Origin of the sequence: Cognatishimia sp. WU-CL00825 (assembly GCF_040364665.1) — a bacterium.
Taxonomy (GTDB): domain Bacteria; phylum Pseudomonadota; class Alphaproteobacteria; order Rhodobacterales; family Rhodobacteraceae; genus Cognatishimia.
On sequence record NZ_BAABWX010000006.1, the window covers coordinates 36,869 to 51,611 of the forward strand.

17 protein-coding genes are annotated in these 14,743 nt (G+C 56.3%); 6 read left to right on the plus strand and 11 right to left on the minus strand.

The genetic code is table 11. The features are described 5' to 3' along the window. Positions 1 to 417: a flagellar biosynthesis repressor FlbT gene (locus ABXG94_RS15825; RefSeq protein ID WP_353535829.1), complete on the plus strand. Its 417-nt coding sequence runs from the start codon at positions 1 to 3 to the stop codon at positions 415 to 417. Between the two features lie 5 nt (positions 418 to 422). Then, complete coding sequence (locus ABXG94_RS15830) at positions 423 to 1,247, plus strand: DUF1217 domain-containing protein (protein ID WP_353535830.1); 825 nt, start codon at positions 423 to 425, stop codon at positions 1,245 to 1,247. A 4-nt stretch (positions 1,248 to 1,251) separates the two neighbouring features. Here the strand turns inward: ABXG94_RS15830 and ABXG94_RS15835 are convergent, their stop codons facing one another. The 5 genes from ABXG94_RS15835 to fliF all read right to left on the minus strand — a co-directional run bounded on the left by ABXG94_RS15835 (position 1,252) and on the right by fliF (position 6,041). Next, positions 1,252 to 2,274: a flagellar motor switch protein FliG gene (locus tag ABXG94_RS15835; protein WP_353535832.1), complete on the minus strand. Its 1,023-nt coding sequence runs from the start codon at positions 2,272 to 2,274 to the stop codon at positions 1,252 to 1,254. A gap of 122 nt (positions 2,275 to 2,396) precedes the next feature. Further along, positions 2,397 to 3,173 (minus strand): flagellar type III secretion system pore protein FliP, encoded by a 777-nt coding sequence (gene fliP / locus ABXG94_RS15840; RefSeq protein ID WP_353535940.1) that lies wholly within the window; start codon positions 3,171 to 3,173, stop codon positions 2,397 to 2,399. 59 nt (positions 3,174 to 3,232) lie between these two features. Continuing rightward, the gene (gene fliN, locus ABXG94_RS15845; RefSeq protein ID WP_353535834.1) at positions 3,233 to 3,589 is read right to left on the minus strand and encodes a flagellar motor switch protein FliN; all 357 of its coding nucleotides are present in this window, start codon (positions 3,587 to 3,589) and stop codon (positions 3,233 to 3,235) included. A gap of 17 nt (positions 3,590 to 3,606) precedes the next feature. Continuing rightward, on the minus strand, positions 3,607 to 4,263 hold the full coding sequence (locus ABXG94_RS15850) for a FliH/SctL family protein (RefSeq protein ID WP_353535835.1): 657 nt from the start codon (positions 4,261 to 4,263) through the stop codon (positions 3,607 to 3,609). Further along, on the minus strand, positions 4,260 to 6,041 hold the full coding sequence (gene fliF, locus ABXG94_RS15855) for a flagellar basal-body MS-ring/collar protein FliF (protein WP_353535837.1): 1,782 nt from the start codon (positions 6,039 to 6,041) through the stop codon (positions 4,260 to 4,262). The genes ABXG94_RS15850 and fliF overlap by 4 nt, the downstream gene beginning before the upstream one ends. A gap of 135 nt (positions 6,042 to 6,176) precedes the next feature. On the opposite strand from fliF, the gene ABXG94_RS15860 reads away from it, so the two are divergent. Genes ABXG94_RS15860 through ABXG94_RS15875 form a run of 4 tightly spaced genes read left to right on the plus strand, consistent with a single transcriptional unit; the run spans position 6,177 to position 8,819 of the window. Next, complete coding sequence (locus ABXG94_RS15860) at positions 6,177 to 6,839, plus strand: flagellar basal body-associated FliL family protein (RefSeq protein ID WP_353535838.1); 663 nt, start codon at positions 6,177 to 6,179, stop codon at positions 6,837 to 6,839. Between the two features lie 8 nt (positions 6,840 to 6,847). Beyond that, positions 6,848 to 7,801, plus strand: a complete 954-nt coding sequence (locus ABXG94_RS15865; RefSeq protein ID WP_353535840.1) for a flagellar motor switch protein FliM — start codon at positions 6,848 to 6,850, stop codon at positions 7,799 to 7,801. Continuing rightward, on the plus strand, positions 7,782 to 8,150 hold the full coding sequence (locus tag ABXG94_RS15870; RefSeq protein WP_353535842.1) for a flagellar motor switch protein: 369 nt from the start codon (positions 7,782 to 7,784) through the stop codon (positions 8,148 to 8,150). The genes ABXG94_RS15865 and ABXG94_RS15870 overlap by 20 nt, the downstream gene beginning before the upstream one ends. 3 nt (positions 8,151 to 8,153) lie before the next feature. Further along, a complete protein-coding gene (locus tag ABXG94_RS15875; RefSeq protein WP_353535844.1) occupies positions 8,154 to 8,819 on the plus strand; it encodes a MotE family protein in 666 nt (221 codons plus the stop codon). Positions 8,820 to 8,853: 34 nt separating this feature from the next. On the opposite strand, the gene ABXG94_RS15880 is transcribed toward ABXG94_RS15875, so the two are convergent. The 6 genes from ABXG94_RS15880 to fliQ form a co-directional block, all read right to left on the minus strand. After that, the gene (locus ABXG94_RS15880; RefSeq protein ID WP_353535846.1) at positions 8,854 to 9,519 is read right to left on the minus strand and encodes a hypothetical protein; all 666 of its coding nucleotides are present in this window, start codon (positions 9,517 to 9,519) and stop codon (positions 8,854 to 8,856) included. A gap of 147 nt (positions 9,520 to 9,666) precedes the next feature. Beyond that, on the minus strand, positions 9,667 to 10,794 hold the full coding sequence (locus ABXG94_RS15885; RefSeq protein ID WP_353535848.1) for an EscU/YscU/HrcU family type III secretion system export apparatus switch protein: 1,128 nt from the start codon (positions 10,792 to 10,794) through the stop codon (positions 9,667 to 9,669). Positions 10,795 to 10,800: 6 nt separating this feature from the next. After that, positions 10,801 to 11,556, minus strand: coding sequence for a flagellar biosynthetic protein FliR (locus ABXG94_RS15890; protein ID WP_353535850.1), 756 nt, complete (start codon positions 11,554 to 11,556; stop codon positions 10,801 to 10,803). A 2-nt stretch (positions 11,557 to 11,558) separates the two neighbouring features. After that, complete coding sequence (flhA, locus tag ABXG94_RS15895) at positions 11,559 to 13,658, minus strand: flagellar biosynthesis protein FlhA (RefSeq protein WP_353535852.1); 2,100 nt, start codon at positions 13,656 to 13,658, stop codon at positions 11,559 to 11,561. A gap of 6 nt (positions 13,659 to 13,664) precedes the next feature. Then, on the minus strand, positions 13,665 to 14,465 hold the full coding sequence (locus ABXG94_RS15900) for a lytic transglycosylase domain-containing protein (protein WP_353535854.1): 801 nt from the start codon (positions 14,463 to 14,465) through the stop codon (positions 13,665 to 13,667). After that, complete coding sequence (fliQ, locus tag ABXG94_RS15905; RefSeq protein ID WP_353535856.1) at positions 14,466 to 14,735, minus strand: flagellar biosynthesis protein FliQ; 270 nt, start codon at positions 14,733 to 14,735, stop codon at positions 14,466 to 14,468. Between the last annotated feature and the right edge of the window lie 8 nt (positions 14,736 to 14,743).

The window sequence follows — 14,743 nt, forward strand, 5'->3', positions numbered from 1 at the left end:
TTGGCACTTCGTCTAACGCTGAAACCAAATGAAAAAATCGTCATTAACGGTTGTGTCATTCGCAATGCTGATCGGCGCCAGATGCTGACCATTGAAAACCACGCAGATATTGTGCGTGGGGTCGACCTGTTAGACGAGTCCGAGGCCGGGTCTCCGGTTAAAAAAGTGTATTACTTTATTCAGGCTGCCTTATTAAAGCCAGATATTCGTGATGAACTAGTGCCGGTGATCCAGAAAGATCTGGCAAGCCTTGTGCCGATTTTCCATGAGGAAATAGGCGGACATATTTTTGAAGCGGCGACGCATGTGTCGTGTCGTGACTTTTATAAAGCCATGCGGGCCCTGCGCCCGTTGATCAAATACGAGGCACGCCTGCTGGATATGATCAATGGCAAAACGGTTGCCGCCGCGGAGTAGAGACAATGGTGTTGAGTATTTCGGGATTGGGCAGCCAGATGGCGCTGAACCTGGTGGATCGCACCAAGGATCGCCAGATGGAAACCCTGCGCACCGAAGCGCAGCATCAACGTCTGGCAGATGGTTTTCGCGACCGTATTGCGTCGATTTCAACCCCAGAAGAATTCGTCAAAGACTATGAGGTTTATAGTTTTGTGATGAAGGCCTTTGATCTGGAGGATCAGATTTTTGGCAAGGGCATGATCCGTAAGGTGTTGGAAAGTGACCCGGACGATGACAGTTCGCTGGTCAACCGTCTGACCAATTCCAACTTTGACGCGCTGCATGAGGCCATGGGATTTACCACTGGCAACGGCCCGCAAATCCCTGATTTCAGCGATACAGCCTGGCAGGATGCCATGGTTGACCGCTATTTTGTTACCACTTTTCGCAATGAAAATGCCGATCAAAATCAGACCGTTGGCACGGTTTTAGAGCTGCGCGAAAAGGTTGCAGACATCGACAGTTGGTTTGATGTTCTGAAAGACAAAGAGATGACGGAGTTTTTTCAACGGGCTTTGTTTTTGCCAGAGGAAATGTCTGGGCTTGATGTCGATAAGCAGGCCGAGATTTTTGCGGATAAGTATGATCTTGAAAAATTGAGTGATCCGCGTGAAGTGGATCAGCTGATCACCAAGTTTATTGCGATTTCAGATATCGTTGACCCGCCACAAACCAGCTATAACAGCGTGGCAATCACCCTGTTGAATTCTTCGATTTCCGGGCAATTTGTGCCGATCACGCTGGATATTCCGGCGGTCAACTATTCTCGGGCCAGCCTGTACCGCTAGGCGCTTATTCGATCATGTCGTCTTCGTTTTCTTCCGGCAATTCGATTTCGCCGCTGTCGGCCAATTGCAACGCGGCCTCTACCATTTCAGACTGCGCTTCTTTCACGTCGCGGGATTTGACCGGGCCCATGGCTTGCATTTCTTCGACCAGCATGTCGCGGGATCGTGCGGGCATCGAGCTGAGGAAATGCTCGCGAACTTCTTTTTCGGCGCCGCGCAGGGCCAGGGGCAGGTTGTTGCCGGTGACTTCGCGCATGACTTTGGCCAAGGCGCTGGCTTTGAGTTTGGTCAGATCGTCAAACACAAACATTTTTTGTTTGATGGACCGCAGTTTCTCTGGAATTTTCGCCTCGAGGTCGCGTGACAGGCCTTCGAGCAGTTTGGAATCCAGCTTGTTGAACACTTTGACCAGACGTTTTTCGGCTTCGGCTTCGGCGTTTTCACCAGCTTTGGCCAAGACTTCGCTGCGCAGACTTTCTTCGATGGCCTGAATGGCATCTGCAGGCAATTGTTCCATGGCCACCATGCGTTCGACCAGGTCAACCGAGCGGTCATGGCCAAGCAACGGCAGCACTTTGGCCACCGCATCCGGCGACAGGCGCGACAGGACAACCGCAACGGTCTGATTGTGTTCCTTGCGCAGGTAATCGGCCAGCATTTTTTCGTCGAGCTCTGACAGATCTTTCCACAGGTTGCCGGTGCTGCTGCCTTCGATTTCTTCCAGGATTTCGTTGACGCGGTCTTCGGGCAAAAAGCCCTTGAGCAAGCCGCGCGCGGCTTCGACCGAGCCGGTGATGCCACCGTAGCTGGAAACCTTTTGGCCAAATTCGCGCATGACCTCTTCGACCACTTCGGCCTGCACTTCCCCCATCGCGGAAATGGCGCGGGTGATCTTGCTGATTTCACGCGTGTCGAGCTGTTGCATCAAAGCGCTGCCACGTTCTTCGCCCAGGCAAAGGAACAGAATGGCCGATTTCTCGGGTCCGCTTAGTCGTTTGGCCCGACGGAAGGAGGCGAATTGGTTCATTACCTGTCCCGGTCATGCACGTTGCAAGGATAGTTATTCATGAATAACCCGAACTATTCTTGAAGTCCAACAAGAACCTTAACGAAACGTAAAAACTATCAGCCTATGGGGGAGCGTTGTGCCTATCCGCCGCCCGCATAGGGGAGATAGGATTGCATGAGCGAGCCTGCCAACATGTACCAGCCATCGATCAGCACAAAGAAGATCACTTTGAAGGGCAAGGAAACGATGACCGGGGGCAGCATCATCATACCGGCGCTCATCAGCACAGAGGCGACGATCAAGTCGATGGCGATAAAGGGCAGATAGAGCAGAAAGCCGATGGTAAAGGCGCGGCGCAGTTCTGAGATCATGAAGCTGGGCACCAGAATGCGCCAAGAGACTTCTTCAGGGGAGGCGGGGGCAACATCGGGGTTTTCTTCGCCGGCGATGTCGGCAAACAGCGCGATGTCTTTTTCGCGGGTGTTGGCATACATAAAGGCGCGGAACGGATCGGAAATGGCCATGACGGCCTGTTCTTCGGTGATCGAGTTTTGGATCAGCGGGCGTAGGCCAGCCTGATAGGCGTCTTCAAACACCGGCTGCATGACAAAATAGGTCATGAAAAGCGCCATGGCGTTCAGCACCATATTGGGCGGGGTTTGGTTCAGGCCCAAGGCAGAGCGCAGCATCGAGAAAACAATGACAAAACGGGTGAAACTGGTCATCACCACCAAAAGACCCGGTGCAACCGACAGCACCGTGACCAGCGCAAACAGCTGGATGATGCGGCCCGACAGGGTGGCGTTGGCGTCGCTGCCCGCCTCGGATTGGCCAAAAGTGGACGACAGATCGCGGATCAGACTGCCGATATCGGCATCCTGGGCAAAGGCCGGGCTGGTGAGCACAACAGCGGCCATAAAGAGCGCAGCAAGCACCCAGGATCTTTTGACTTTAAGGGGGGGCAACACCGGTTTGCTTATTGGCCGGGGATGAAGTCTTTGACGATCTCGCGCAGGGCGACGCCAATGAAATCACCGTTGACTTTGACCAGATCGCCACGGGCCACCATGCGGTCATTGATCATGATATCAATCGGGTCGCCGACCTTGCGGTCCAGTTCAATCACCGAGCCACGGGTCAATTCCAACAGATCGGAAATTGACATGCGGCTGCGACCCAGCACAACCCGCACGTCCAGTTTGACGTTATAAAGCGCATCTATATTGCGACCATCGCCGCCCTCGGCCATGGCCTGTAGGGTTTCTGCATCAAGGCCTTCGGTGGCTTTGGGTGCGTCGGTTTCGGTCTCTGGGGTCTGAGTGTCTTCTGACATGGTCTGGACCTTTGTGTTTACGGTTTCAATTGCGCAGAAGCTTGGCGCAGCGCGTCCAATAGCTCTGCGCAGATGCGATCAAGGCTGTAGTTCATAAAGCCGTTTTCCCAGCTCATCTTGGCTTCGCCATTGGTCAGGCTGGGGTCGGCGATGATGTCGGCGTTGGTGACTTGTTCGGCGACAAAGGCGTTGCGCAGATCAGCAGCGATGGCGGCTTCGGTGTCGGGCGACAGGCGCAGCGAAAGTTTGGACTGGCGCGCGCCCAGCCGCATGGCGTCTTTCAGACGCGCCTGAACCAAGTCAGCGGACATGGTTTTGATCAGATCCGGGGCGATGCGTTCGGAAATTTCCAGCACCATATCCACCAGATCGCGTTCTAGTTCGGTGCGCCGGGCCGCGTCTTGTGCAAGGAATTCAGTGAGTTGCTGGCGGATGTCTTCCAGAGCGGTTGCCGATTTGACCTCTTGGGCCTCTAGGATTTCGCGGCGTCCGGCCTGACGGCCTTCGGTCTCGCCCATTTCCATGCCCTGCGCGCGGGCTTCGGCCAAAAGGCCGGTCAGCTCGTCTTCGGTAAAGGTGTAAACCGGGGCGGCGGGTGCTTCGCCCTGCGCGGCGCCGTGACCGTTGATCTGGTCAGTTTCGGCATCAAAATCGCGCAGAATGAGGGCCATCATACTTCAGCCTCGGTGCGCAGCCAACTGCGCAACACGCGCAGCACATCGTCGGGCTTTTCTTCGGCCATGTTCTGGATGGCTTCGACGCGGGCCTTGATCAAGTTGCCACGCACACCCAGGGTTTCGATATATTCGTGGGGGCCTTCGTCGCCATCCAGATCAAAGATGCTGGTGACGCCCGGTGCTTTGGGATCAAAGGGGCCAACTTTGGGCAGTGGAGTTGCGCGGCCCCGTGGTGGCGTTGGGCTGCCATCTTGGGCCAAGGGCATGCCATCGCCAAGGGCGGGATCTGGCGTGACAGAGGATAAGAGTTCGGCGGATTCCGGATTGACCACAGCCGACGGTGTTCCGTCAGGGCCAGCAATGGCAGCGGCGCCTTCGGCCGGTGGCAGTGCCGGTGTGGGCTTTTCAAGCAGGGTGCGCAGGGCCGGGCGCACGCCCAGGATCATGATCAGCGCAACAATGGCCAAGCCAAGCAAACCCCGCAGAATGGGCACGATATTGCGGGTCAATTGCTCGCCCATGGACAGGGTGATCGGGTCGCCGACTTCCATCGAGTAATCCATGAACCGCAGGCTATCGACGGAAATGTCATCCCCGCGCGCGGCGCTAAAGCCAACAGCGGTTTTCACAAGCTCTGTCAGACGTTCGATTTCGGCGGCATCGCGTTCGGAATAGATCACCTCGCCGTCTTCGACATTGTAGATGCCGTTGACCAATACTGCGATGGACACCCGTTTGACTTCGCCGGCTTCGCGAATGATTTCGCGGCGGGTGTTGCCAATTTCATAGGTGACCACTTCGCCGGTTTTGGATTGGCTAGAGGCCGCGCCACCGCCGGCCGCATCTTGCAGGGCGGCCGGGATGTTGTTTTCAACGCCCACGCCGCCGCCATTTTCGGACCCGGCCTGTTCTTCGGTGCGGCTTTCGGTCGAGCGCACAACCTGTTGATCTGGGTTATAGCTTTGTTCCACAACCACTTCGCGGGCTGTGGTCAGGTCAACGTTGACGCGTACACGGGCGTTGCCTGCGCCCACGCGGGCGGTCAGCATGTTGCGCACTTCTTGCGCCAGACGTTCTTCGATGCCGGATTTGGCGGTTTGGCTGCTGCCTTGGCCGGTGCCATCGGCGTTTTCCGCAAGGATGACTTCGCCGCTGGCGGACAGCACCGTCACGCGCCCCAGATCCAGTTCAGACACGGAGGAGGCCACGAGGTTGCGAATGGCAGAGGCCTGTTTGCGGCCAATGGTGCGGCCCGGCACAGGGCGGACAATCACCGAGGCGCGCGGATTGGCGCGTTCGCGGGAAAAGGCCTCGCGTTCTGGCAGCACCAGATGCACCCGCGCGCTTTGCACGCCTTCCAGAGTTTGGATCGAGCGGGCAATTTCACCTTCCATGGCGCGCAGACGGTTCACCCGCTGCATGAAGGAGTTCATGGCAAGACCGGAGGATTCGTCAAACAGCTCCCAGCCGGGATCGCCCTCGATCGGCAGGCCGGTTTCGGCCAGCACCATGCGGGCGCGGGCCAGATTGTTGCCGGGCACCAGAACCGAGGTGCCATCTTCGGACATGCGCGCGTCAAAGCCGGCATTGGCCAGAGTGGCCTCGACCGAGGTGGCCGTAGCCGGGGACAAGTTTTTGTAAAGCGGTGCATAATCTGCTGTGGTGACCGCGGAAATTCCAAGAATAAGGGCCGCCATCAGACCGGTTGCCACCGCCGCCAGAATCATCAGCTTGCGTTGGCCCAATCCGATCAGGTTGTTTATCAGGTTTTGCACGGTGCCTCCGGGGCGTTCTCGGTGTTGTTAAAATAAACTAAACTATTTTTGCCTAACAAGTAAATATCCATGTCTATACTTGCATTCATAAAGAAATAATAAGATTATAGTTCTTGATAGATCTATGGGTAATCAATGGCCAAAGCACCAAAAAACAAGGATCAGAAGCCAGAAACCGACGCCCAAGGCGGCGGGCAGGGTGATGGCGATGAGGCCGCAAAGCCAAAGTCCAGCAAAAAGCTGCTTTTGGCGGCGGTTGTTCTGTCCTTGCTGTCCTTGGGGGGCGGGTTCTTTTTGGCGCGCATGGCCTTTCAGCAGGATGCGCAGCAATACGAACCGGATTACGTCGAAGAATCCGAAAGCGCCGAGATGGCAGATGGCGACGCTGGTGCGCATGGCGATGAGGACGGGCATAGCGATGACGAAGAGCACGCCGAAGAAGGTGGGGCCGCTGGCGAAGAGGTCGCAGATCCGAAGACAGAAGGTTTGTTGGCCTTTGATGAGATCCTGACCAATATCACCAGTTTTGATGCCCATGGCGTGCCGGGTCACTCGTTTCTGAAATTAAGCGTGGTGATGATTTACCGGCCTGATCCCGGTGCCGAAGCCCTGATGGAAAAGCGTCAGCCGTTCATGCGGGATTTGTTCAATGGCTATGCCCGCAGCCTGACCGAGGCTGATGTGCGTGGCATGGCTGGGATTTTGACAGTCAAGGCCGAGCTGTTGAAACGGGCGCGGGCGGCGGCGGGCAATGATTTGCCACAAGAAATTCTGATCAGCGATCTGATCGTACAATAGGGGCGGTGATGAACAAAACCATGTCACCAGAAGAAATCGCAGCGCAAAGCGGCAATCTGATTGATGAGATCATTCGGATGTCTGACTTTAGCTTTGAGCGCTTGCCGATGCTGGACATCATCGGGGAACGCCTGGCGGATACGCTGTCGGTTTTGATGCCCGATCTGACCGGGGTGATTTGTGAAGCCTCCCTGAAGCAATTGGATTACCTGCCGATGGCCCAGGCGATGGACGGGCTGAATATGCCCGCGTTGCTGGGGGTGGTGGCGGCGCAGAACCTGGATGGCGAATTGCTGATTGCCATGGATGCCACCTTTGCGTTGACGGCGATTGAATTGATGCTGGGCGGCACGGCCAAGGGCGAGATGCAGCGCCAATCCGAAGAATTCACCGCAATCGAGCGCGGTTTTGGCCATAAGCTGGCGGATGTGATTGCAGGTGAGTTGCAGCGCGGTCTGGCGATGGTGGGTGATGTGCATCTGGAAATGGACCGGATTGAAACCGATCCAGACTCTGCCACGGTCACCCAGCCGGCCAATCTGTGTGTGCGCATGCGGTTGACGGTGGTCTTGGCGGGGCGCACCGGGTCGGTGGATGTGATCATTCCTTATGATGCGCTGGAACCAATCCGCCCGAAATTGGGTAAAATCCACTTTGGCGAGCCAAGCGAAGACGGCAACCCCTGGAAAGACCAATTGTCAGGCCAAATTGAACGTTCGACCATCGAGCTGGAAGCGGTGCTGACCAATATCGGCGTGCCGATCCAATCGATCATGGATTGGAAGCCCGGCGACACGCTGAACCTTTGGATCGAAGAAGACCACGCCGCCACGGTGGTGTGTGCCGAAACAGAAATGTTTAAGGCAGTGATGGGCAAACGCAACAATGGCAATACGGCCATTCGCATTGTGAAACAGATTGAACAGGAAGAGGAGACCGAAAATGGCCGCGACCCTTACTGATATGGTGATCATTGTCTTGCTGGCAGGCAGCATTGGCTATGGTTGGTATATTTCCCGCAAAGTGCAGGTCTTGATGGCCGCGCTGCAAGAGCTGGAGCCTTTGGTGAACGCGTTTTCAACCGCGGTGGATAAATCCGAGGAATCCGTCAATCAGCTGAAGCTGAATCTGGAAGAACCGCAGCAGCCGGTTAGCACGCAACACATGTTGGCAGAAGAAGACGACGACGAACCGATGTTTGCCACCCGTCGTGCTCCGGAGCATAAAATCCCCGGCGTGCAGGTTGTGCGCAACAAACAAGATCTGGTGCGCCGTTTCTTTGATGCGTCGCGTTCTGAGTCAAAGGTATAGATCATGGCAAAGTTTCTGGTTGGTAAAGTGTTGATTGGCGGGCTGGTGTTGACGGCCTTTGCCAAAGCGGCTGTGTCCTTTCCGGAATTGCCCACACCGTTTGATACGCCGGCGCCGACCCAAATGCCGGTGGTGCAGGCCGCGGCCTCTGCCGAAGAAGAAGAACCGACGGGCCCGGTGCCTGCAGATGCGCCGCCGCCGGTTGTGGCGGGTCTCAGCTCGGTGCCAGCGCAATGTGAAACCCCCGAAGAGGTGTTGCGCGCCTTGTCGGTGGAGCGTGACTTGATCATGGGGCAGCAAAAAACCCTGAATCTGCGCGAATCTGAGCTGGCCCTGGCCAAGGAAAAGCTGAGCATTGAAAAAGCCGCTTTGGTTGAACTGAAAGAGTCGATTCAATCGCTGTTGGGCAAGGTTGAAGCGGCCCAGACAGAAGATCTGGAACGGTTGATCAGTTTTTACAAAAACATGAAACCGGCCGAAGCTGCACGGATTATGGATGATCTGGACATCGAAGTGACCATCATGGTTTTAGGCACGATGAACCCCCGGACGGCCGCGCCGATTATGGCCAAAATGGCCCCGGTGCGGGCACGGGCCGTCTCCAAGATTATCCTGGAACGCAGCCAGTTGCCGGGTGATCAGGACCTGAACGGGATCCGTTTGAAATAGGGACAGATCACTTTATCGTACGGCGGTTGGTGGATCAACGTGTTACTACCCGGTCTGAGTTACGCAGCAGATGAATGCCCACCCATGCAAACCAAACAATAAAACCCAAGCCGAATATGGCGCCGGTTATCGGGGCAAGAGCTGGGACGAGTGTGCTTAGTCCGGCAAGGCCAATCAGCAAGCCACAAATATTCATGGCCTTTGAAAATGCCCTAGTGCGCAAGGCCCCCCAGCTTAGGATCGACACCCACAAACCACCGGCAAGCTCATTACCGCCGCCCAGACCACTTTCCACTGCTGTAAGGCTTTGCAGAAAAATAACCGCTTGTGATGGGTTCAGAGCATAGAGGGTAGAAACTGTGCCCAAGGTGATGTTTGAAAGCATGCCACTGGCCAAAACGAGACCTGCCCAAATCAAAGCAAAAGAAGTGGCCACCTGACTAAATGCGGGTGCTTTTTCTTTAAGCTTGTCATGAATGGCGAGGGCGAGGATGACCAAAACAATGGCATTCAGAATCCAAATTACCAAATTCCAGATATACATGATCAACTGGTTCTCAGAGAAAAACTTGGCCTGCGCAACCATGTCGTTTCCGTCATAGCCAGCGGGCTCCAACACGCCTAGCAACAGTCCAATACCAAACAAGTAGGTTCCGGCTGCGACCAGTCCGGCAATGCCGCCAATCCGTTGAAAATTCATATTGATCAGGCCCTTTCGTGTTAACCGTGGGATAAAACGTGAGATGCGTGCTGTAAACAGTCTTGATGTGCAAAGATCTAGCCTGAGGTTACACAATTCGGAAATCGGTCGCGCTTAGCGCCCTTTCAACTGCCGCGATCGGCTCGCTCACTCCTCATCTTCCCGCAACGTCGATCCAGCTGGGGGTTTGCGTCTGGGGTTGCGTTGGATTTCCATGACAAAGCTGATGATTTCCGCCACCACTTGCCAATGTTCAACAGGCACCACGTCGTCGACTTCGATCACGTCATAAAGCGAACGGGCAAGTGGTTTGTTTTCGACAATTGGCACATCGTGTTCTCGGGCGAGCTGGCGGATTTGCCGGGCCATCAGGTCGGCGCCTTTGGCGACGCATACCGGCACTTCGTCGATGCCCTGTTCATATTTCAGCGCCACGGCAAAATGGGTTGGGTTGGTCAGGATCACGCTGGCGGTGGGCACGGCGGTGGCAATACGTTGCTGGGCGCGTTGACGACGCAGGGCGGCGCGTTTGCCTTTGATCAGCGGATCGCCTTCGGCCTCTTTCATCTCGTCGCGGATTTCCTTGATCGACATCATCTGTTTGCGCCGCCAGTCAAAGCGCCGCCACAGAATGTCCAGAATGGCCACCGGCACCAGAAAGGCGGCAGCGGCGATCAACAATTTGGTGGTGGCGTCCAGCATATAGCCGGGCAGGGCTTCGGGCACAAAGCCCGGGGCCTGCCAAATGTCGCGCACGGCGGTGTTTGTCACCCAAAGCGCCAGACCGCCGACCACCAGTACCTTCGTCAGGTTTTTGACAAATTCCACCACAGTGTTGGCGGAAAACTGGCGTTTCAGGCCTTCGACGATCGAGATTTTGGACAGTTTGGGTTTGACGCGGTCCAATGCTGCGACGGTTTCGCCCTGGATCAGAACCCCAAACAGGCCCCCGGCCAAGAGCAGCATGAATATTGGGGCCAAAGCGGTCGCCACTCGCATGATGAAATCCCAGAATATGGTGCCAAGGGCGGCGGTGCCCGCGCCACCAACCCCCACATCGATGCTGCCCGCGTGATCAATCAGCGAAGACAGCGCATCCACCAGCGGCGGGCCTTGCCATTGCAATGCAAAGGTGGTGATGCCGATCAGCGACACCACCACCATCATATTGCCCGTTTCCCGCGAGCTTGGGACGTCGCCTTTTTTACGGGCGTCGCGGAGCTTTTTCTCGGTGGGCTCCTGGGTCTTACTGCTTTTGTCTTCTTCGTCTGCCATTTTGTATCAGAACCGGAATGTGCCGAACCACTGGATGAAGTCGGACAGGAAGAACTCGATCATCGAGGGGATGGCCACTGAAAAGATCAGCAGGCCAACCGCAATTAGAATGGCTGCGGCAACAAAAAACACCGGCAGCTGGGGCATCATACGGTTTGCCAGCCCCATTCCCAAGTTGAGAATGACGCCCATGACAAAGAAAGGCGCGGCGATGGCGGTGCCGATATACAGCGAATGGCTGCCAGCCTTGACCATTTGCTGGGCAAAATCGCCGGTGATTTGCGGCCCCGGCGGAAACACCACATAGCTTTCAATCAGCCCGCGCAGAATGATGTGATGGGTGTCGGTGATAAAGATCAGCGCCACCGAGCCGATGATCAGCAGCGAGGCCACAAGGGTGGCGCCTTCGAAAGAGCCAAGCGAAGGGCCAAAGGCATTGGCCAGACCCGAGACTTGCCCCACCTGATAGCCGGCAAATTGCATGGCCGACAGCAGCACGCGGGCCACAAGGCCGATCCACAGACCTACGGTGACCTCGGATGCCAGAAGCACAAACATTTCAGCCGGAGCTTGCGGGGCGATATTGGCGGTGGGCACGATGGGATAAAGCGCCAAACACAGCACCAGGGCAAAAGACAGCCGGGCGCGCAGGGGGATTTGGGTTTCCCCAAAGGCTGGCAAAAACAGCATGGCGCTGCCAATGCGCGCGACCACCAGCACGTATCCAAAGATCAGACTGGCGACAAAATCCTCGAGTGACATCGCTATGTCCCGATGGTGGCGACGGTTTTCAGCGAGGCGCGGCGGTGGACTTCGTTGTGGGAAATCACCTGTGTCATCGGGCTGACGCGTTCCAGAATAGAGCGCACATAGGGGCGGCTGTCGGGTGCCACCAAAAGCGCGGGCCACTGGTCGCTGGCGGCAAATTGCTGAATTTCCTTGCGCACGGCCAGAACAAATTCCTGCACCCGTTGCGGCGACATGATGAAATTCACTTCTTCGCCGTTGCGGGAAATTGAATTGTGCATCTCGGTTTCCCAAGATTGGCCAAGGGTCACCACAGAGACATAGCCACTGGCGTCGGTCAGGGCCTGGCAAATCTGTTTGGCCAGTTGGGCACGCACATGTTCGACCACAAGCTGGACGTTTTTGGTGGTGCCAGCGGCTTCGGCCACGGCTTCGATGATTTTGGGCAGGTTGCGGATAGAGACCCGTTCAGAGACCAGAGCCTGCAGCACATGTTGCAGCATCACGGTGGGGGAGTTGTTGGAAATCTCGGCCAGCAATTTTTGATAGTCTTTGGTTTGGCCTTCGATCAATTCTTGGGTGGCGGCATAGGTCAAAAGCTCTGGCATATGCTCTTTGATGATCTCGGTCAGATGGGTGGTGACCACGCTTTCAGGATCAACCACGGTCATGCCACGGCTTTCCGCCTCGGAGGCCCGGCTTTGATCGACCCAGACGGCGTTTAGGCCAAAGGTCGGTTCGCGGGTGCGTTCGCCGGGCAGATCAATTTGTGCGCCCGAAGGTTCGATCACCATCATGGCACCGGGGCGCAACTCGCCGCGCGCGGTTTCGATGCCGTGGATGGAAATCGCATAGGTCATGGCGGGCAATGTGGCGTCATCTTTGATGCGCACGGGTGGGATCACAAAGCCAAAATCGGTGATGAACAGATTGCGCAGGCTTTTGACTTTGCCGGGCAGGGCCGCATCTGGCGAGTTGATCAGGGGCACCAAGGCGGCACCCAGATCCAAGCGCAGATCATCCAGTTTCAGCATTTCCTTGATCGGATCAACCGGGGCTTCGCCAGATTTGACGGCATTGGCTTCTTCGGTGATGCGCAGCTTTTCCTGTTCGGCCAGGTGGCCTTGCATGACATAACCCAGGGATGACATTGCAATGGCCAGCGCGGTGAAAACCAGCATAGGGAAACCGGGTAGAAAGCCGATGACCAAACACAGTGCAGCGGCCATATAAAGCGCCTTGGGGAAATTACCAAGCTGCGCCAGAACCGCCTCGTTTGCAGCCCCTTTTGTGCCGCCTTTGGTGACCAGCAGACCGGCCGCCAAAGATACGATCAGGGCGGGGATTTGTGAGACCAGACCATCGCCAATGGTCAAAACCGTATAGTTGTTGGCGGCTTCGCCGATGGTCAGGCCACGGCTGGTGACACCAATCAGAATGCCGCCGACCACATTGATCAGGGTGATGATCAGCCCCGCCACCGCATCACCGCGCACAAATTTCGACGCACCATCCATCGCGCCAAAGAAAGAGCTTTCTTCTTCGAGTTCCTTGCGACGCGCGCGGGCCTGATGCTCATCAATCATGCCGGCACCCAGATCAGCGTCGATGGCCATTTGTTTGCCGGGCATCGCATCCAGCGAGAAGCGGGCGGCGACTTCGGCGATCCGGGTCGAGCCTTTGGTGATGACGATAAAGTTGATGATCACGAGGATGGCAAAAATCACGATGCCGATGACAAAGTCACCGCCGACAATAAAACGCGAGAAACCTTCGATCACCTTGCCCGCGGCGGCGGTGCCATTGTGGCCTTCGCTGAGGATCAGCCGGGTTGAGGATACGTTCAAGGCCAGCCGCAGCATGGTGACAACCAGCAGCAACGTCGGGAAAGAGTTGAAATCAAGCGCGCGCGGAATCCAGAGGGCGACCATTAGGATCAAGACCGACAGGGACAGCGACAGCGCCAGGCCCAGATCCAGCAAGATCGGCGGCAGGGGCACAAACAACATGCCCAAAATCATCACCACACCCAGCGCAAAAGCGATGTCGCGGTTGGCCAGAAGCCGCGAAAAATCGCGGCCTGCTGTTTGGGTGGGGTTGGTGTCTGGGGCGGTCATAGTGGGTTAAAACATCTCTTTGTGGTCCGGCAGAACCGGGCGCAACGGGCTGTTGGAATAAATACTATAGGTGGCGCCATTTTCTGCGGCGCTCCAGAACACCGGTGGGGCGGGCAATTTTGGCGCAGCTTTGGCCAATTGCACCGCCTGAGGTGCGGCTTGTTCGGCAAGGGCCATCAGACGATCCAGATCTTTTGCCACCACTTTGCGATTGCGTTCCAGCGAGGCCAGATAGCGGGCTTGGTGAATGTCGGTGGCCGAATGATAGCGTCCGGCAGCCAGTTCCCATGTGCCGGTTTGACGGTAGAGGTCCTTGAGAAAGCGCGCGGCGTAATCGGCGTTTAGGATCGGATCAAAGGCCGCGTCCTGACTGGCAAATTGTTCGCCATGCCAGCGCAGATTGATCTGCATGCAGCCCACATCGATGCTGTTGATGCCCTCGGCTTGTTTTTCGCGTACCCAGGCCTGCGCATCAGTCCGGTTTTTGAAAAACGCCCCCTGACCGTTGGCGTTTACCGTCCAGGGCCAAACCGCCAAACCGGCAGGGCCGGTGCGGCCCGCCTCTTGAATGCCAATTGACAAAAGCAAGTGATCAGGAATGCCGTGTTTAGCCTCGGCCTGCAGGATCGCGGCAATACATTGCGCGCCAGTGGTTTCAGTTTGCACTGTTTTGGGCTTTTGCACCACAACCGGGGCGCTAGAGGCATATAGGTTGGAAAACAGATCCGCCACAGCGCGATCAGCAATACAGAGCAGAGCCGCGAGGACCACAAACCAGAACACTCCAGAAAGCCGGGTACGTGTCATCTACACACCGCCGCTGACAATCAGGTCAAACACCCGGTTTGACAGGCGCGACAGGGTGCTGAAGATAAAGGGCAGAGTCAGCGCCAGAACGCCAAAAATCGCGATGATCTTGGGCACAAAGGTCAAGGTCATTTCCTGAATTTGCGTCAGCGCCTGAATGAATGAAATCACCAAACCCACCAGCAGTGCCACCGCAAGGATAGGGGCGCAGGCCACCAGAATTGTGGTGATGGTCAATCGCAGAACCTCGTATGCGCCCGTTGGGTCCAACCCAGTCT